The sequence below is a fragment of the Candidatus Binatota bacterium genome, from assembly GCA_012960245.1.
In the GTDB taxonomy this organism is placed as follows: domain Bacteria; phylum Desulfobacterota; class Binatia; order UBA1149; family UBA1149; genus UBA1149.
The window spans coordinates 1-18,200 of sequence record DUBO01000008.1; the positions used below are offsets into that span (position 1 = coordinate 1).

The following is an 18,200-nucleotide window of genomic DNA, read 5'->3' on the forward strand; positions in this document are numbered from 1 at the left end:
CAGCGACTCGGACACCTTTTTGAGCAGGTAGGAGTGAAAGAACCCGTTCTCCTGGCTGGCGTGGGTGTCGAACCCGCCGGTCTGCACGTGGAAGAAGCGCGCGTCCACGTCCGAACGGATGGTGGCCGCCACGTGCCTCAGGTCACGGGCCAGACCGCCACCGTAGGCCACCTCGGGGTTAACGTCGCTGTTCAGCGCCGAGGCGTACACCAGGTCGTTGTTCCTGTTGTACTTGCCCGAGCTCGACAACATCAAGGCCTCCACCTTGCCGGCATTGCCCAGGCCGTTGCCCGGCAGGTAGTACTCTTCCATCTTGTTGATCGTCGCCGCGCCGGTATTGCCCATGGAGGCCAGCTCCGGGTAAAGCGCAGGGTCGGCCAGGCCGCTGGCTGTGTACAGGTCGGACACCGTTTCCTTCTTGAGCGACTTCTCGCCCGTAGCCGGAAAGTCGAGTTCCGAAAGCTTCTTGATGGCCAGCACGCTGGTATTGGTGGGTGAAAAAGCCGGGTTGACCGACGACCCCATGTTGAGGCAAGGCACGTCGTTACCAACGAAACCCGCCCAGTCGAGGTAGCTGCCAAACCAGCCGCCGTTGCCCGCACCTACAGGGTCGAGGTTGTACCAGATGTCCTCGCTGCGAAAGTGTGAGTGGTTGGCAAAGGGGTAGTGTACGCCGTTGATCACCGCGAGGTCGCCCTGCTGGTAGAGGCCCTCCATGGCACCCATCACCGGGTGAAACGCGTAGTTGTTGCCGTCGTCGTTGACGCCGATATCGAGCACGTCGGACACGCTGAAGCCCTCGCCCGCCCACGGCGTGAGACCGGCCTGGGTGTCGGGCAGGGCCAGCGTCGGGCGATACAGGTCGTAGTTGCTGCGCTGACTACCGCCGAGCGGGTACACGGTGTTGAGGCCGTCATTGCCGCCGTTGAGCTGTATGAAAACCACTATCGCGTCGCCCGGGCCGGCCGCGTAGCTGACGCCTGTGCCCGGCAATACGCGCGACCACGGCAGCGCCGCAGCGGCAGCCGCAGCAGCACTGCGCTTGATGAACTGTCTCCTTGTAAACGGTGCCATCCCTGTTTCTCCTCACCCGATCTGGTATTCGGCCGTCTGCAGCAGCAGCGAGAGTACGCCGCGCACCTTGGTGTTCACGTCATCGGTATCGTCGGTCGAAAGATCCAGCGTTGCCTGCGCGCCGCTGTCGGTAAGGTAGTCGATCAGCGAGTCACGCTGCCCCGTGGTGAACGCCAGCGGGCCCGAATCGAGCCCGAGCTCGTACATCAGCGCGTCGAGCACAACCCCGGGGTCGGCCGCCGGGTCTTTCCACGGAAGCGTCTTTATGCGCTTGAGCTTCAAGCGCGCCGGCCCCCTGCTGGCCGAGGCCAGGTAGCGGGCAAAATCGAAACGCTGCAGCAAGGTGCCACTGTTGATCCAACCCAGGCCGCTCGGCCATCCGGCCACGTTGGGCGGAAAAAACAGTTCCATTCCCATCTCGCCCATGAGCTCGCCCATCTCGTCGGGCGAGTCGCCGATCTCGCGGCCGTTGCCCTTGGCGTTGAGCGAACGCATGGCACCGATGACAAAATCCACGGGGCTTTTCACGCGGCGTGTGCGCGCGCGATCGCTGTAGAACTCGTCGCTGGTCCAGATGGCCTTGAGCAAGGGCTTGATCTCAAAATCCGAGTTGGCAAATTCCGTAGCGAAACCGGCCAGCAGGGCCTTCAGGCTCGGCCCGGGTGGGGGGTAGGCATAGAAATTCCAAAGCCGGCTGGCAAGGAACATGGCCACCTGGTTGTTGCCGGCGTCGTCGGTGCGCGAGAAAATGAGCTCCAGCACGTCGTCGGAGGTACCGGCAACCTCCTCGCCTATCTTGAAGCCATTGCTCACCTGCCCGAAGATCACCATCGGGTCGGGCAGATCATCGCCGTCGTCGTCGTACTGGCCGCCGTCCCAGTGGTTGGGTTTGAACACTCCCTTGTATGTACCGTCGATCTTTTCGGTCTTCGTCCAACCGGTGAGCGCACGCGCCATGCCGTGCACGTCGTCCTCGGTGTAGGTGGGCTTCTGGGTGTCGGGGCTGCCGTCATCGGCAAGCTCGAACACCCCGAGCGTAAACAACTCCATCAACTCGCGACCGAAGTTCTCGTTGGCGCTGACGTGCACGCCGTCATCGCTGGCCTTGTTCTTGATGCCATCGAGGTAGTACATGTTGGCGGGGTCGCGATTGAACTCGCGCACGAGAAACCTGAAGTTACCCCCGGCGTTGAGCCTGAACAGCCGCTGCTGGTATGACAGCCAACCGAACTGCTTGAGCGGGCTGCCGCCGCTTACCAGGTGCGTGTGCCAGAACACGAGGAGCTTTTCGAGGCAGGCCTTTTCAGGCTTGCGCTGCCTGGCCATCTGCTTGGTCCACCAACGCTGTATCCTGAGCTTATCATCGTTGCTGTTGTCCTTTACCGCGGGCGGTTTTCTCTTGCTGGGCTTGAACGACAACAGGTCGTCCACCGCGTCGTCAATCGACACGTGTCGATTAAAGAACTTGTCTATCTCGGCTGATGGCGCTCCGAAAGTAGCCCGCCTGAGAAGATGGGCCGCGTTGTCCCTTGTCCATGCTACCGCCATCGCCGTTCTCCTTTCAGCCTGCGCGCAAGCGCCAGCCTGCGTACCGTTGTCGCGCGCCGCTTCACCACGTACCCTCTACCCAACCCATCTGCGGCGCGGGTCCCAGCACTCCGTCGCCCAGTATCCACAGGCGTATGATCTCCTGCAACTCGCCGTCTATCATGCCCTTGCCCAGCGGCATGCCAAGCCCGTAGCCGGCCGCGAGATCATGCGTGACCTTGAGATAAAGAAAGCTCGCGTCGGGATCGCCGGCCGTCACCCTGAGCAAACCGTCGATGGCTGCCGCGGTGTTGGTAGGCGCAACTCCCACCAGTTGCGAGTATGCCGCGTTGGGCAACAGTATCAGGCCGCCTGCGTTGCTTTCTGAATCATGGCAGGCCGACGCCGCGCACGACCCGGCAAACACCTGGGTGGCTATGCGATCAAAGGTGCCGTCGTAGAGATCGAGCGGCTCGTAGATCTTGTCGCCCTCGGGCAGGCACTTGAACTTGATCCGGTCGCGATCGCGCCGGGTGCCAGCGGCGGTCGTGCCCTCTGCCGAAAGCTTGAGCTTCTTTCGTCCCGCGCGCATGCGGTCCGAACTGTTGGGGCCACGCAAGGGCACGTTGATGCTGCTGGTGAGCGTGCACTCATCGACGATGTCGTTGCCCGGGAAACCGAGCAGGTCTACTCTCGATTGCAGGGCCTGGAAATCTACGTCGAACCTGGGATCGCCGTCGTCGACCGCGTGGTCGATTTCTACTTCGTCTACCTGCACGGGGCTGCACTGCGACAGTGCGCTGGAGTTGAGGCACACCGACAGCTCAAACTCGCAACGCCCGTTGCGCAGACCGTCGGCGTCGCAGGACAGGTCGCCGTCGTAGCACTTCGCGCCGCGGGGGGTCTTGGGGGGAGCGGGGTGGTTGGCGCCGGGCGCATCGAGCACGACCATGCAGTCGGTCTTCTTGCTGCCGCCGCCTGCCACGGTCGCTGACCAAGCAAAGACCGGCAGCAACAGCAGGGCCGTCAATACCTGGGCAGGTATGAGCATGTGTTTTACCGGAAGATTAATGACGAAAGCTCCTCCGACAAAACATCACACGCCAACAACCCCTCGGTCAAGCTCTTTTTTGGCCCTACCCCCCTAGGGGGGGGGTAAGCGCTGCGTAGTTCAAGCCGCGACAGGCCCCATGGATCCCTGTCAGCCAGCGGCTATGTCTTCGCCGCCGTCTACGCCCAGCACATTGCCAGTCAGCCAGGTGCCGCCGGGCTGCATGAGCAGGCTCACCAACTCGGCTATGTCGCCGGGCTCAGTCAGGCGGCCGCCGGGGTTGACCGAGCGGGCGTGCTCCTTGAGATCGTCGGCGCCCGGAATGTGGGCCAGCGCCGGGGTGTCGGTGACCCCCGCGCGTATGGCGTTGACTGCCACTCCGCGCGGCCCGAGCTCGAGCGCGAGCTGGCGAACGTAAGCCTCCAACGCAGCCTTGGCGGCCGACACCATGCCGTAGGAAGGAGCAGCACGCGTGCTGCCCGCCGAGGTCATAGCCATCACCCGCGATCCTTCACCCAGCAGGCGCCGCCAGGCCAGCTCCTGCGTCCACGCAACCAGCGAGCTGGCCATCACGTTGAGGGTCATGGCCATCTGCGAGTCGCGTGCCGAAGCACTCGCGTCCTCGCCCACCAGCGGCGCGAGTGACCCGAAGGCCAGCGAGTGAAACAACAGCGACACGCCGTCGGCGCCCGCCAAGGGCTCGAGCTGGTCGAGTACCAGGGTCATCTTGTCGCGGTCTACGGCGTTGACGTTAAAAAAAAGCGACTCCACGCCAGCTTCTTCCACCGCCTCGCGGGCACGGTCGGCCAGCGGCATGGTGGAACGGCGATCGAGGTGAACGCCGCAGATATTGTACCCCTCGGCAGCCAGCCGGGCCGAAACCGCCGAGCCGAAGCCGCTCGACGCCCCCAGCACTACCGCCCACTTGCCTTCCCCTGCTTCTGACCTTCCCTCTTGATCCATGATGAGCAAAGATAATGGCCGCTCGCCCCATGGGCAAACCCCGGCTTGGACCCGGGCCCGGCTTTTGTTAGCCTTGCCGAGCCGATACGAACGATACCGCCTCAAAGGAGGGCTTGATGTCAGAAGAAAATAGAACAGCCGAACAGGAACTACAGGAAGCCATGTGGCTCTGGATGCAGCGGCTGGTATTAGCCCTGGCCCTTCTGGGTGCAGGATATTTTGCAGCTTGGTACCAGGCCAAGGATTACACCGAGATAAAAGTGGGACTCGGAGAAGCCAACGACACTATCGTTGACCTCAAGAACGAGCGAGAGACTCTCTCTACCCGCATAGCCCGTGAGTTGCGAGACAAGGAAGTCTGCCGCAAAGAACTCAGGGCTCTCAAAAGCAAGTAAGGGGAGGCCTCCCGCTCCCCGCTGTCAGTCCTGCAGCAGCGGTACGAAATTTCTCACGGCGCCAAGCAGGGCCTGGGCGTCCGGGCTTTCAGCACCGAGTTCGAGCGAAAGATCGAACAGCCCTCGCACGCGCGCGTTGTCGCGATCGCCCTCGGGCAACGACAGCGCCTGGGCGAGTTCATTGAGCATTGGCTCGAGTTCGAGCTTACGCTCGGTGGGCATGTCGTCGTCTATCGCCACGAGCAATATGCAACGGTCGATAAGCCTCGCCACCATTTCTTCGTCTGACATCACGCGCTTCGTCACGATTTTTTCAAGCTCCCCCGTTGCCGCTCAGTCGTCTTCGCCCGATAGCTGACGCTTCCAGTCCAGCATTTTAGCCGCCGCGCCCGCGGCCTCGGCCTCCTCGATACGACCTGCCCTCTGGTAAAACATCGAGAGGTTGGTCTGCGCCAGTATGTCGTCGGGGTCGAGTTCGACCAGGCGCAGCGCCACGTTGATGGCGTCATCCATCTCGCCGCGCTCCATGTACACCATGGCCTTGCCCAGCAGTGCGTCGCGGTAATTGGGGTCGAGCTCGAGACAGGCCTCGAAGCAGACCATAGCCTCGTCGTAGCGACGCTCGCCGTGCAGGTCACAGCCGTCGTAAAACAGCTGCTCGATATCCTTGTCGTCACCCGAGCTTGCCACTACGCCAGTTAGAGTAGTATCTGTACCACTAGTTGCAAGGCTCGCAAGTCGGACCGCCCGCGGCGCCGTGACAAAATCGGCTGCGAGTGGCCCAGCGCGGGCCGGTTTACAGAGAAACCGCCAGTGCAGGAAAAAATCGAAAAGTTCATTTCCGCCGACATTCACGACGACAAGTGCAGCTTCGAAAAACTCGCCCTTGAGTTATTCGGCTACCAGTACGAACGCGTACCGCTGTACCGACAGTTCTGCGACGCGAGACAGGCCAGCCCCTCTTCGGTAAGCGAGTGGCAACAGGTGCCCGCCCTGCCTGCTGACGCGTTCAAGCAACAGCTCGTCGACCACGGCGAAGAGGCCCACGTTTTCCTGAGCAGCGGAACCAGCGAGGGCCTGGACAAACGCAGCCGTCACCAGTTGACCACGCTGTCAACCTATCGTTTGTCGGCCATGACTTTTTTCAACGAGATGGTGCTACCCGACGAACCGGGATCGATGAGCGTGTTACTGGCCGGACCGGGCGTGGACAGCCACCCCGACTCCTCGCTGGGCAGGATGTTTTCCTGGGTCTACGAGGAGACGGCCGCCGCCGGTTCGGAGGTGGTCTTCGATGGTGATGGCGAGCTCGACACCGCTGCCGCACTCGAGTGGCTCGGACGGGTATCTGCCGACAACAGGCCGGTTCTGCTGCTGGCGGTGAGCTCGGCGCTCACTGCGCTGCTCGCCCGCATGCGCGACGAAAAGATGTTCTGCCGCCTGCCCGGTGGAAGCCGCGTCGTAGACACCGGAGGACGAAAAGGAGCCGCCCCGACCTACTCCGCAGCAGGTATGCGCAAGGCCTGTTGGCGCTACCTGCACGTTCCGGGTTACATGTGTGTGAATGAGTATGGCATGACCGAGATGCTCTCCCAGTACTACGACGATGCGCTGGTCAGCCGGCACCGCGGACGTATAGACCACAGGATCAAGAGCGGGCCGCGATGGTGCCGCCACGTGGTGGTAAGCCCCTCCACCCTCCAACCGGTAGCCGACGGCGAGGTCGGCCTGCTCAAGCATATCGATCTTGCCAACTGGGAATCGGTGAGCGCACTGCAGACCCTGGACCTCGCGCGCAGGGTCGACGACGGTTTTCAGCTTGTCGGCCGTGCCAGCGCCGCGCAGCTGCGCGGCTGTTCACAACTGCTGACGATGGTGGAAAACTGAGTCCATGGAACGCAGGCAAGTGGAATCATCGCAGACCGAAACCACAGAACTGGTGCTGGGCCAGCAACTTGCCAAGGCCGAGGAGGCGCGCAAGACGGCGCTGGCCACCCTCGACAACTCCGAGATCGTGGAGGCGCTCGCCGAGGCCGCCGGCGCCTGGAGCGAGCAGGATTCCGAGCTCCGGCGTGGCGCCGCGGCTTTCCTGGCCGAGCACGGCCACATGTCGGCCGCCATGCTCGAGCAGGGACTGGGTTCCGTTTTCTCTGCCATCACCACCAGCTCGATGGAGAACCTTCTCAGGCGCGAATGCCCCGACCCGCCGGCGCTCGAGCACGCGACCATAAACAAGGCCGGCGAAGCGGTAAGACTACGCGGCCCATCGCTGGTGTTTCACTCCCTGGCCGGCAACACGCCCGGCATGGGCATACCGGCAATCGTGTGCGCGCTGCTGGCACGATCCTGCTGCCTGCTGCGCGACAGCTCGCGGCAGCCCATCATCAACGGGGCCTTCGCCGACACCCTGGCCGCCGTACACCCATTGCTCGGCTCCATGGTGGTGGCCACCGAATGGGAGGCGGGCGACCGACGCATGGAGTCTACTGCCATGCGCGTAGCCTCGCGGGTGGAGATCTACGGCAGCGACGAAACCATGGACCGCATGGCGTCGCGCTACGGCGGCAGGTCGATAGTAGAACACGGCAGCAGGGTCTCGTTGGGGCTGGTACCGGCTGACGCCGACACCGACCAGTGGGCTCGCGGACTCGCGCAGGACGTGGCCATGTACGAGGGCCTGGGCTGCCTGAGCATGTCGCTGCTGCTGGTCGAAGGACCCGCCGACCGCGCCGCGCGCATGGCCCACAAGCTAGGCTTAGAACTGTCGCGCCTGCAGCGCCTGTGGCCGCGCGGCCCCCAGGACCTCGACCTCGAGACCTCGAGGCGCGCCTTCATAGGACGGGCCGAACTATCGTCGGCCGGCAACCACGACGAGGTGCTCCTCAGGGGTCGCGACGACAGCTGGGTCGTACACGTTGACCCGCGCGCCAAGCTCGACCCCGGCTGCGGGCTGCGAGTTGTAAAGATAGTGCCGGTACACGACCGCGAGGCTACCCTCGAGCTGCTCGAAAGCTCGAAGGTGCCGATCGCCGGCGTGGCGCTCGCCATGAACTCGGACAGCCGCAACTGGAAAGAAACCGTCAACGACGTCTACTCCTGCGAGGCCACCCTGGTGTGCGCGCCCGGCCAACTGCAAACCCCGCCGCTCGGCTGGAGGCAGGACGGTCACCAACGACTTGGAGACCTGCTGGACTGGTACAGGGACGAGCAGGCGTGACGCCCCGGGCCGTTTTTCCCGGTTTCTCGAGCAGCCTCGCTTTGACCTCTGACTCCCCGGTGGGAGTGGTAGTTGACCGCGCACGCGGCTGCTTGATCTACGACCCCGGGGGCAAGGAGTACCTCGACCTGCTGTCGGGCATGGGAGTGGCAGCTCTTGGCCACGCCCACCCACGCGTGGTCGAAGCCGTCAGCGCCCAGGCCGCGCGCCACCTGCACGTCATGGTCTACGGTGAGTACGTCATCGAATCGCAGGTGCGCCTGGCCGCGCGCCTGGCCGGCCTGCTACCCGCCGGCCTCGACAAGGTCTACTTTACCAACTCGGGAACCGAGGCTGTAGAAGGCGCGATAAAGATGGTGCGCAAGGCCACGGGGCGAAGCGGCATGTTGGCGTTTCGTGGCGCGTTTCATGGTGACACCACCGGCGCCGTGGCCCTCGGCGGCAACCCCTTGTACCGCGACCCCTTCGTCCCGCTGCTGCCCCATTGTGGCCTGCTCGAATTCAACGACACGGGCTCGCTCAAGGCCATCAACGAATCCACTGCCGCGGTGTTTGTCGAGCCGGTGCAATCCGAGGCCGGCGTGATACTGCCCGAACCGGGATTCCTGGCCGAACTCGCCGCGAGCTGCCGCGCCGCGGGCGCGCTGCTGGTGTTCGACGAGGTCATCACCGGCCTGGGCCGCACCGGCTCGCTGTTCGCGCTTGAGCGCGAAGGCGTGGTGCCCGACGTGCTGCTGCTTGCCAAGGCCGTTGGCGGCGGGCTTCCGCTCGGAGCCTTCATCGCGTCTGAAAAACTGATGTCTATTCTTTCGCAGGACCCACCGCTGGGCCACGTGACCACCTTTGGTGGCCACCCACTCAGCTGCGCGGCCGGGCTCGCCACGCTCGAGGTCATCATCGAAGATCATTTACCCGCGCGCGCCGCCAAGCTGGGGGACTACTTTGCCGATGCCTTGACGACCGCCATGCAGGGTGACGGACTGCGCGAAGTTAGACACGCTGGCCTGCTGCTGGGCCTGGAAATGGACAGCCCCTCACTGGCCGAGGCCTTCGTGGCCGAATGCCTGGAGGAGCGGCTGCTCACGGGCCGAACCCTGCACGACGACGGCCTCATCAGGCTCGCGCCGCCACTGATCATAAGCGAAGCCGAGCTCGACGACGCGGTCCTGCGCATGCAGCGCGCGTTGTCCCGCGCCCGTTCACAGCCCGACGCCTGACGACAGCAGCCACGCAGCCGCGGCCGGGGACGTCACTAGGGGCTCGACTGCTCCATGAGGAAGGCGTGGATGAACCCGTCGATGTCGCCGTCGAGCACGGCGGCCGTGTTGCCGACCTCGACCCCGGTGCGCGTGTCTTTCACCATCTGGTAAGGCGCCAGCACGTATGAGCGAATCTGGTTGCCGAAAGCCACGTCCTTCTTGACGGTGCCCACGTCGCTCAGGCGCTCGGCCTGCAGCGCCTTCTCGTGCTCGTACAGACGCGCGCGCAGTATCTTCATGGCCGTGGCGCGGTTCTTGTGTTGCGAGCGTTCGTTCTGGCACTGCACCACGATGTTGGTCGGAAGGTGGGTGAGCCTTACGGCCGAGTCGGTCTTGTTGATGTGCTGTCCACCAGCGCCGCTGGCGCGGTAGGTGTCCACCCTCAGGTCTTCGTCGCGGATGTCGATCTCTATGTCGTCGTCGAGTTCCGGGAAGACGTGGATAGAGGCAAACGAGGTGTGGCGACGGGCGTTGTTGTCGAAGGGTGATATGCGCACCAGGCGGTGCACGCCTCCCTCCGCGCTCATGTAGCCGTAAGCGTATTCGCCCTCGATGGAAATGGTGGCGGTCTTCAGTCCGGCTCCCTCCCCCGGCGTGTACTCCATGATGGTGGCCGTGAAACCACGACGCTCGGCCCACCTGAGATACATGCGCAACAGCATATCGCCCCAGTCCTGGGACTCAGTTCCGCCGGCGCCGGGGTGAATGGAGATTATGGCGTTGTTGATGTCGTACTCGCCCGACAACATGCGCCGCATTTCCATCTCGTCGATCTGCACTTCGAGCGGCTCGAGTTGGCCGAGCAGCTCCGACAGCGCATCGTCGTCACCTTCGCCGGCCATCTCTACGTATACGTCGAGATCGGTTACCTGGGCTTCGAGATCTTCGAAGGATTTGATTTTCGACTCCACCCCAGAACGTTCGCGGAGGATCGTGCCGGCGCGCTCTCGATCGTCCCACAGCGAGGAGTCCTGGCTCTGCTCGTCGAGTTCGGCGAACCTGGCTTTCAGCGCGGGGAGGTCAAAGGTACCTCCCGAGGGCCGAGCTTCGCTCGCGTAAGGAGTTAACCCTCTGGAGTATTTCGGCGTCCAGGCTCATGGCCGATCACAATTCCACGGCTGACCTTCGCAGGCAACAGTAGCCGAACAGGGCTGCCAACCAGGCCGCGCAAAGGTAGACAAAAAGATCGCCCACGCGCGAGTACGGAGAGCGGTAGTCCCCCAGTTGTACGCGATGATTGACGACCGCCTGCTCAAACAGCGGACTGGGCGAGTGTATCTGCCCGCTTATGTCGACCGCGGCCGACACGCCAGTATTGGTGGCGCGCACGACTGGCACGCGGTTTTCCACCGCGCGCAGCGCCACCATGCGCAGGTGCTGCCAGGGCGCCGAACTGCGCCCGTACCAGGCGTCGTTGCTGATATTAACCAGGAGCTCGGCACCGTCGTTTACAAAGCGCCTTACCAGGGCCGGAAAGATTCCCTCGTAGCAGATCAGCGCGGCCACGCGCACCGGCTTGCCTTCGGCCAACGGTTTTTCGCCGCCGGCTTGGCCGGCGGGTAGTTGCCTGGGCGGACCTTCGAAGATCACGTAGCTGTCACCGCGGCCGAAGCTGCCCACCGCTTGCACGATCTTGTCCACCACCGCGTCCAGGCCCCAGGGCACGTACTCGCCGAAGGGGACCAGCTGCATCTTGTCATAGGGCCCCTGCAAGCCACCGCCAGGCTCCAGCATCCACGCGCGGTTCCAGGCCCTGAGCGGCCCGCCGTCGCGCGACTCGTAACCCGGCGCACCCGTGAGAAGCCACGCACCCGTGGAGCCGGTGAGCTCGTGCAGGGCCGCGGCGCGCGAATCAACACGAATAAAAAACGGCAGCGCCGACTCGGGCCAGGCCAGCAGGCGCGCACCATCACCCGCCGAGTGCCGACTCAGATCGAGGTAGCGTTCGAGGATGCGGTCCTGCCAGTCGTCGTCCCACTTGTGGCCCTGGGCGACATTGCCCTGCACAAGGCCCACCTCGAGTTCGCCTGTGACATCGAGCCTGGACAGCGAATCGAGACGCCAGGCGCCATAGCCCGCGTTGGCCAGGAACAGCAACACCATCGCCACCAACCAGGCACGCGCGCGCCGGGGTCCCTCGGCCAGGGCCTCGGCCAGCACCGAGGCCGTGAACACCAGCAGCCCCGACACCAGCCACACCCCACCGAGATCTGCCGACTGCACCAGCGGCAGCACCGGCTGCTGGGTGTAGCCGAGCACGGCCCAGGGAAACGCGGCCGGAAAAAACGTGCGGCTCCACTCCAGCACCACCCATAACGGCGCGGCCAGGGCCGGTCGTACCAGAGCGCGGCCCGCCAGCGCCCGCGACCCGGCCAGGGCCTCGAGACCGGCAGCAAACGCAGCCGTGAAACACGCGCAACCGCCGGCCATGGCAAAGACAACCAGGGCGCCCGAGAGCTGCCCAAGCTGGGTGTAGTTACTCACCGTGGGCGACAGCCAGTAGAGAGCGGGCACGAAGAAACACAGCCCGGCGAGCCAGCCGAGACGGGCCGCGGCAGCCGGTCGCAGGCCCCTCACGGCCAGCAGCAAGGGAGCAAAGGCCAACCAGGCCAGCGGCCACAGGTCCAGCGAGGGAAACGAAGCGGCCAGCGCCAATCCGGTAACCAGGGCCAGTACGCGTCGCCTGAAAATGGTCACCGGCTGTCACCCGCGCAAGGGCAACCGCCGCTACGCAGCAGGGCGGCCAGGCGTCGTTCTTCGGTGAGCATGCGCTCGGCCTCGGGCGCTGCGCCTTCGTGGTCGTAGCCGAGCAGGTGCAACAGGCCGTGCAACAACAAGCGGGTGAGTTCTTCAGTCACCGTCCAGCCGCCTTCCTCGGCCTGCTTGACTGCGGTGTCGAGCGAAATCACTACGTCGCCCAGCGGTCGCTCGGCACCTGTTTCCAGGGCCATTGCCCCTGCGTCATCGCCAGGCACGTCTTCCTGGGGAAACGAGAGCACGTCGGTGCTTCGATCCAGGTCGCGCCAGCGATTGTTGAGTTCGCGCATGTGCTGGTCATCGACCAACGACACCGACAACACACCGTCGGCTGGAGCCTGGTCGGTGGCCTGCAGTTCTTCGAGCAGGATGGCCGCCGCGCGCTCCAGCGAAACCGCCAGGCCCGAGTCGGCCGTACCGGCATCGAGCTCAAGCGTCATCGTCTGCCGGTGTACTGGCCGTACCGGCCGCGCTGGCCTCGTAAGCGATGATGATCTCGCGTACCAGCGGGTGGCGAACCACATCGTCCTGGTCGAAGTACACAAACTCTATGCCCTCGGTGCCCTCGAGCACACGCCTGGCATCGACCAGGCCCGAAACCTGGCCCGCGGCAAGATCGATCTGCGTCACGTCACCGGTGATCACGGCCTGCGATGAAAACCCAAGCCTGGTGAGCAGCATTTTCATCTGCTCGGGAGTGGTATTCTGGGCCTCGTCGAGTATGACGAAGCTATCGTTCAGCGTTCGCCCGCGCATGAAGGCCAGCGGTGCCACCTCCACGGTGCCCCGCTCCATGTACTCGGCCGCGCGCTCTGGGCCCACCATATCGTAGAGCGCGTCGTACAGCGGCCTGAGGTAGGGGTTTATCTTTTCGGCGAGGTCGCCCGGCAGGTAGCCGAGTTTTTCGCCCGCCTCGACGGCCGGCCGCGTGAGGATGATGCGGGTGACCCTCCCCGACAGCAGCGTGGCCACCGCCATGGCCATGGCGAGATAGGTCTTGCCCGTGCCGGCCGGGCCAATGGCGAACACGAGGTCGCTAGCGCGCATGGCATCGGCGTAAGCCTTCTGGTTGCGAGACCGCGGCGCCACGCTGCGCCCACGATCACCGCCCAACACGGTGTCGAGAAACTCTTCCTCCAGCGACGCGTTCTCGTCATCGCTCAGCACTTCAACAGCGCGCTTGACGTCGGTCGGCTCTAGAACGAAGCCCTTGCCCACGAGATCGTAGAGCTTGCCGAGCACGTGGCCGGCAAGCTCGGTGTCGTGCTTTTCGCCGGTTATCTCGATGCCACCGGTGGTAATAGACAGGCGTACGCCGAGCGCTTTCTCAAGCGCGAGTGCGTTGTTGTCGTGGCTGCCGAACAACTCGTGCAGACGCCGCGTATCGGCAAAGCCGAATTCAGCCGACGAGCTCGTTGGCTTTCTCCAGGAGTTTGTCGAGGCCGCTGGGGTCCTTGCCACCGGCCTGGGCAAAGTCGGGCTTGCCTCCACCGCGACCGCCGACCAGCGGGGCCAGCTCCTTGATAAGCTTCCCGGCGTGCACGCGGTCAGCCAGCGCGCCCGAAGTCGCCGCCACCACCGCCACGCCCGATCCGGTGTCGCCCGCCAGCACCACCACCACCGAGTCGAGCCCGGCGCGCAGTCGGTCGGCCATCTCGCGCAGACCACCGGCGTCCAAGCCATCGGCACGGGCCACCACCGCATGGCCCCCGGCTACCTCGCGCGCCGCAGCACGTGCGTTTTCTACAGCGTCGCCCGAGCGGGCACGACTCTGCTCAGACAGCCGACCTTCGAGCTCGCCCTTGGCCTCGAGTAATTTTTCCAGTTTCCCCACCACTTCGTCGACGCCACCGCGCAGCAGGCCAGCCACGGTGGAGAGCAACTCGTCGCGGGTCTGCAGCGCGCCCAGTGCGCCTGCGCCGCTGACCGCCTCAACGCGTCTTACTCCCGCCGCCACGCCCGACTCGCCCGCGAGCCTCAGCAAGCCAATATCGCCCGTACGAGCCACGTGGGTACCGCCGCAGAGCTCGACCGAGTAGTCACCCATGCGCACTACGCGCACGAGGTCCCCGTACTTCTCGCCAAAGAAGGCCAGTGCGCCGGTGGCCAGCGCATCGTCGTAGGACATCTCGGCGACCGTCACCTCGAGGTTGTCGCGAATTACGCCGTTTACTTCTCTTTCAATCTCGGCCAGCAGCTCGGCCGCGACCGGCCCGTCGTGTTTAAAATCAAACCTGAGCCTGGCCGCGTCGACCAGGGACCCGGCCTGGTGGGTGTCGTCGCCAAGGTGATGACGCAGGGCCGCGTGCAGGAGATGGGTGACCGAGTGGTTAAGGCGTATGGCCTGCCGCCGCTCTTCGTCCACGCCCAGGCTCACCGTGTCACCCAGCGAAAGCTCACCCTCGGCCACGCGTGCCACGTGCACTGAAACGTCGGAGGCGCCCTTGCGGGTGTCGAGCACTTCGAGCGTCGCGCCGTTAGAGGTGCTCATGAAACCGGTGTCGCCCACTTGACCGCCGCTCTCGGCGTAAAACGGGGTAACGGCAGTCACGACTTCGACCTCGTCGCCAACCGTCGCGCTCGCCACAGGCGCGCCGGCCTTGCCCAACGCTATAACCTCGGACTCGGCCAGCAACTGCCAGCTGCCCTCGAAACTGCTGCCGCCCTTCTCGCGGGCCAGCGCGACCATGCGCGTGAGGTCAACCGCGGCGGCACCCTTGCGACGCGCACCGCGTGCACGCTCGCGCTGCTCTTCGAGCGCCGCCTTGAAGCCGTCCACGTCAACCTCGATACCGCGCGACCTGAGGATGTCCTGGGTCATGTCGAGCGGAAAACCGTAGGTGTCGTAGAGACGGAAGGCCGTCTCGCCGTCCAGGCGCCGCGAGGAGCCGCTGGCCGAAAGTTGACCCGCGGCCTCGTCGAGATGGGCCACGCCGCGATCCAGGGTAAGCGAAAAACGCAGCTCTTCTTCTTCCACCCCGGCAACGATGGCCTCGCGACGGTCACTGAGTTCGGGGTAGGCCGCACCCATGCCTTCTATGACCGACTCGCAGACCCGGGCAAAAAAAGTGCCTTCGAGCTCCAGGCTGCGACCATGCCGAGCGGCCCTTCTCAGCAGCCGCCTCAGCACGTAGCCCCGGCCCTCGTTGGAGGGCTCAATGCCGTCGGCAAGCATGAATGAAACCGCGCGCGCGTGGTCGGCCAGCACGCGCATGGAAACGTCGTGTTCAAGATCCTTGCCGTAGTCGAGACCCGACATCTGCTCGGCCCGAGCTACCAGGCCGCGCAAGAGCGTGCCGTCGTAGTTGTTGTCCACGTTCTCCAGCACCGCCGCCACCCGCTCAAGGCCCATGCCGGTGTCAACGTGGCGCATGGGCAAATCGTGCAGCTCGCCGGTGTCGTCGCGGTTGTACTGAATGAAGACCAGGTTCCACAGCTCGATGTAGCGAGCGCAACCGGCGTTTACCTCGCACTTGTGGCCCGCGACGTGCTGCATGTCGCAAGAACCTTCGCCGCGGTCTATGTGGATTTCCGAGCAGGGCCCGCAGGGCCCGGTTTCACCCATCTCCCAGAAGTTGTCTTTCTCGTCAAAACGCTGCACCCGATCAGACGGTAGCCCCGAAATCTTTTTCCAGAGCTTCTCGGCTTCGTCGTCGTCGCGATAAACGGTGGCGTAGAGCTTGTCGGCCGGCAGACCCCAGGTGTGAACAAGCAATTCCCAGGCCCACTCAATGGCCTCGGCCTTGTAGTAGTCGCCGAACGACCAGTTGCCGAGCATCTCGAAAAAGGTGTGGTGGTAAGTATCTCGCCCGACTTCTTCAAGGTCGTTGTGCTTGCCCGAAATACGCAGGCACTTCTGACTGTCAACGACGCGAGAGGCCGGTGCCTCGGTGTTGCCTAGAAAGATGTCCTTGAAGGGAACCATGCCGGCGTTGGTGAACATCAGCGTGGGATCGGCGCGCGGAACCAGCGGCGCACTGGGCACCACCAGGTGACCCCTGGACTCGAAGAACTCGAGAAAACTCGATCGAACTTTCTCCCCCCGCATGTCGTTTTGTTACAGGTATTGCACGGGCTTGTCACCCGTTGGGGTCAGCAGGATCCTCGAACTGTTCGGCCAGCAGCGGCTCGACCAGCCGGGCCACGAGATCTTCGTCAAAGCCCCGCCTGGCCAGGTAGCGCGCGGCCGCCACTCCATCACCAGTAGAAGGGTCACCGGCAACGCTGCCGCTACGGTCACGGCTTGCGAGAAAAGACTTGAGTAGACGGCGGGCGAGCTCCTCCTGGCCCTCGTCGTCGACCAGTCGGCCAACCACCGAAACCGCGAGTTCCTGCTCAATGCCCCTGCTGCGCAGCTCGGCAACCAACCGTTCGCGGCCCCAGCCCCGTCGCTGGTAGCGGAGCTTGACGTAATCTTCGGCCCAGGCCCGGTCGTCGAGCAGTCCGAGCTGCTCCATGCGCTCTAACGCATGGGCAACATCGGGGGGCTCGTGTCGACGCCCCAACGCCTGCGCCAGCGTCGCCCGGCTCTTTGCCGAGCGCGCCAGCAGATCAAGCGCCTGCTTTACTGCCGGTATGGTACCTTCCGCTTCGGCATCTTCCGATGCAGCAGCCAGCCCCTGACCCGGTTTACTCGGCGACGGCCTGCTCCGCGGGAGATGCCTGTTCCGCGGGAGATGCCTGCTCCGCGGGAGATGCCTGCTCCGCGGGAGATGCCTGTTCCGCGGGAGATGCCTTCTTCGTGGGAGATGCCTTCGCTTTATCAGCTACCGGCTCGGCCGCATCGCTGGCTACGGAATCGTTACCATCGGCATCGTCGACTGCGGAGTCGCTGCTACCTGCGCCGCCTTCAAGCACCGTCAGCTCGGGCGTGCCCGAATCTGCCAGGCCAAGCTCGCTGCGCAGGCCCAACTCTATGGCGTTGGAGATGTCGGGGTTTTCGCGCAGGAACTCGCAGACGTTCTCGCGGCCCTGGCCGATACGGTCTTCACCGTAGGAGTACCAGGATCCGCTCTTCTCAACGAGGCCGAACTCAACACCGAGGTCGAGTATTTCACCCTGGCGGTTGACGCCATGGCCGTAGAGTATGTCGAACTCGGCTTCACGAAAGGGCGGCGCGATTTTGTTCTTGACCACCCTCACCCTGGTACGGTTGCCCACCGACTGCTCACCCTGCTTGATGGCACCGATACGGCGTATGTCGAGCCTGACCGAGGAGTAGAACTTGAGCGCGTTGCCACCGGTGGTGGTCTCGGGGCTGCCGAACATTACGCCGATCTTCATGCGTATCTGGTTGATGAAAATCAGGATGGTGTTCGAACGGGAGATGGTTCCTGTGAGCTTGCGCAGGGCCTGCGACATGAGGCGGGCCTGCAGGCCGACGTGGGAGTCGCCCATTTCGCCCTCTATCTCAGCCCGCGGCACAAGCGCGGCCACCGAGTCGACCACCAGCACGTCCACCGCGCCGCTGCGGATAAGCGTGTCGGTTATTTCGAGCGCCTGTTCGCCATTGTCGGGCTGGGAAATAAGCAGGTCAGTAGTGCTCACGCCCAGCTTGCGGGCGTAAGACACGTCGAGCGCGTGCTCGGCGTCGATGAAGGCCGCAACCCCACCGGTCTTCTGCACCTCGGCTACTGCGTGCAGGGCCAGGGTGGTCTTGCCCGACGACTCGGGGCCGTAGACCTCGATGATGCGACCACGCGGCAGGCCACCCACGCCCAGGGCGACGTCCAGGCCCAGCGAACCCGACGACACCGTGTCGATGTCGCGCGAAGTGTTGTCGTCGCCCAGCCTCATGACCGAGCCCTTGCCGAACTGCTTGTCGATCTGGTCGAGTGCCAACTCGAGCGCCTTGTCGCGCTCGGCTCCCTCGGGCCGCTTACCGTCGGCCGACATCGGAAACCCACTCTTACTGCTCTTGTCCGTGGACTTAGCGCCCTTGCCCTTCGCATTTCTTA

General features: G+C 64.2%; 17 protein-coding genes. 4 read left to right on the plus strand and 13 right to left on the minus strand.

Features of this window, described 5'->3' with window-relative positions:
* The 4 genes from EYQ35_00800 to EYQ35_00815 all read right to left on the minus strand — a co-directional run.
* The coding region (locus tag EYQ35_00800; GenBank protein ID HIF62684.1) for a twin-arginine translocation signal domain-containing protein at window positions 1-1,074 on the minus strand (1,074 nt) is incomplete at its 3' end.
* A gap of 12 nt (window positions 1,075-1,086) precedes the next feature.
* Window positions 1,087-2,622, minus strand: coding sequence for a DUF1800 family protein (locus tag EYQ35_00805; GenBank protein HIF62685.1), 1,536 nt, complete (start codon window positions 2,620-2,622; stop codon window positions 1,087-1,089).
* Window positions 2,623-2,683: 61 nt separating this feature from the next.
* Window positions 2,684-3,652 (minus strand): hypothetical protein, encoded by a 969-nt coding sequence (locus EYQ35_00810; protein ID HIF62686.1) that lies wholly within the window; start codon window positions 3,650-3,652, stop codon window positions 2,684-2,686.
* Window positions 3,653-3,802: 150 nt separating this feature from the next.
* On the minus strand, window positions 3,803-4,615 hold the full coding sequence (locus tag EYQ35_00815) for an SDR family oxidoreductase (GenBank protein HIF62687.1): 813 nt from the start codon (window positions 4,613-4,615) through the stop codon (window positions 3,803-3,805).
* 116 nt (window positions 4,616-4,731) lie between these two features.
* On the opposite strand from EYQ35_00815, the gene EYQ35_00820 reads away from it, so the two are divergent.
* On the plus strand, window positions 4,732-5,010 hold the full coding sequence (locus EYQ35_00820) for a hypothetical protein (protein ID HIF62688.1): 279 nt from the start codon (window positions 4,732-4,734) through the stop codon (window positions 5,008-5,010).
* A gap of 24 nt (window positions 5,011-5,034) precedes the next feature.
* On the opposite strand, the gene EYQ35_00825 is transcribed toward EYQ35_00820, so the two are convergent.
* Both EYQ35_00825 and EYQ35_00830 read right to left on the minus strand, forming a co-directional pair.
* The gene (locus EYQ35_00825) at window positions 5,035-5,316 is read right to left on the minus strand and encodes a hypothetical protein (protein ID HIF62689.1); all 282 of its coding nucleotides are present in this window, start codon (window positions 5,314-5,316) and stop codon (window positions 5,035-5,037) included.
* Between the two features lie 27 nt (window positions 5,317-5,343).
* On the minus strand, window positions 5,344-5,700 hold the full coding sequence (locus EYQ35_00830; protein HIF62690.1) for a tetratricopeptide repeat protein: 357 nt from the start codon (window positions 5,698-5,700) through the stop codon (window positions 5,344-5,346).
* A gap of 18 nt (window positions 5,701-5,718) precedes the next feature.
* On the opposite strand from EYQ35_00830, the gene EYQ35_00835 reads away from it, so the two are divergent.
* The 3 genes from EYQ35_00835 to EYQ35_00845 are packed head-to-tail and all read left to right on the plus strand — an operon-like array spanning window position 5,719 to window position 9,444.
* Entirely contained in the window at window positions 5,719-6,897 is a 1,179-nt protein-coding gene (locus EYQ35_00835) for a hypothetical protein (protein HIF62691.1), read from the plus strand.
* Window positions 6,898-6,901: 4 nt separating this feature from the next.
* Window positions 6,902-8,227: a hypothetical protein gene (locus tag EYQ35_00840; GenBank protein HIF62692.1), complete on the plus strand. Its 1,326-nt coding sequence runs from the start codon at window positions 6,902-6,904 to the stop codon at window positions 8,225-8,227.
* Window positions 8,107-9,444, plus strand: a complete 1,338-nt coding sequence (locus EYQ35_00845) for an aspartate aminotransferase family protein (GenBank protein HIF62693.1) — start codon at window positions 8,107-8,109, stop codon at window positions 9,442-9,444. The genes EYQ35_00840 and EYQ35_00845 overlap by 121 nt, the downstream gene beginning before the upstream one ends.
* Before the next feature lie 35 nt (window positions 9,445-9,479).
* Here EYQ35_00845 and prfB read toward each other — a convergent pair.
* The 7 genes from prfB to recA all read right to left on the minus strand — a co-directional run bounded on the left by prfB (window position 9,480) and on the right by recA (window position 18,138).
* Window positions 9,480-10,584, minus strand: a protein-coding gene (prfB, locus tag EYQ35_00850) for a peptide chain release factor 2 (GenBank protein HIF62694.1) whose coding sequence is annotated in 2 segments (ribosomal slippage) — window positions 9,480-10,520 and window positions 10,522-10,584 — 1,104 coding nt in all. Because the reading frame shifts where the segments join, the coding sequence is not laid out codon by codon here.
* Between the two features lie 6 nt (window positions 10,585-10,590).
* Window positions 10,591-12,183 carry an apolipoprotein N-acyltransferase gene (lnt, locus tag EYQ35_00855; GenBank protein ID HIF62695.1) on the minus strand — a complete coding sequence of 531 codons (1,593 nt, stop codon included), beginning with the start codon at window positions 12,181-12,183 and terminating at the stop codon, window positions 10,591-10,593.
* On the minus strand, window positions 12,180-12,767 hold the full coding sequence (gene ybeY / locus EYQ35_00860) for an rRNA maturation RNase YbeY (GenBank protein ID HIF62696.1): 588 nt from the start codon (window positions 12,765-12,767) through the stop codon (window positions 12,180-12,182). Before ybeY ends, lnt begins: the two co-directional genes overlap by 4 nt.
* On the minus strand, window positions 12,673-13,617 hold the full coding sequence (locus EYQ35_00865; GenBank protein HIF62697.1) for a PhoH family protein: 945 nt from the start codon (window positions 13,615-13,617) through the stop codon (window positions 12,673-12,675). The genes ybeY and EYQ35_00865 overlap by 95 nt, the downstream gene beginning before the upstream one ends.
* Window positions 13,618-13,642: 25 nt before the next feature.
* Window positions 13,643-16,291 (minus strand): alanine--tRNA ligase, encoded by a 2,649-nt coding sequence (gene alaS, locus EYQ35_00870; protein ID HIF62698.1) that lies wholly within the window; start codon window positions 16,289-16,291, stop codon window positions 13,643-13,645.
* 31 nt (window positions 16,292-16,322) lie between these two features.
* Entirely contained in the window at window positions 16,323-16,700 is a 378-nt protein-coding gene (locus EYQ35_00875; GenBank protein HIF62699.1) for a hypothetical protein, read from the minus strand.
* A 172-nt stretch (window positions 16,701-16,872) separates the two neighbouring features.
* Window positions 16,873-18,138 carry a recombinase RecA gene (recA, locus tag EYQ35_00880; protein ID HIF62700.1) on the minus strand — a complete coding sequence of 422 codons (1,266 nt, stop codon included), beginning with the start codon at window positions 18,136-18,138 and terminating at the stop codon, window positions 16,873-16,875.
* Window positions 18,139-18,200: the final 62 nt, after the last annotated feature.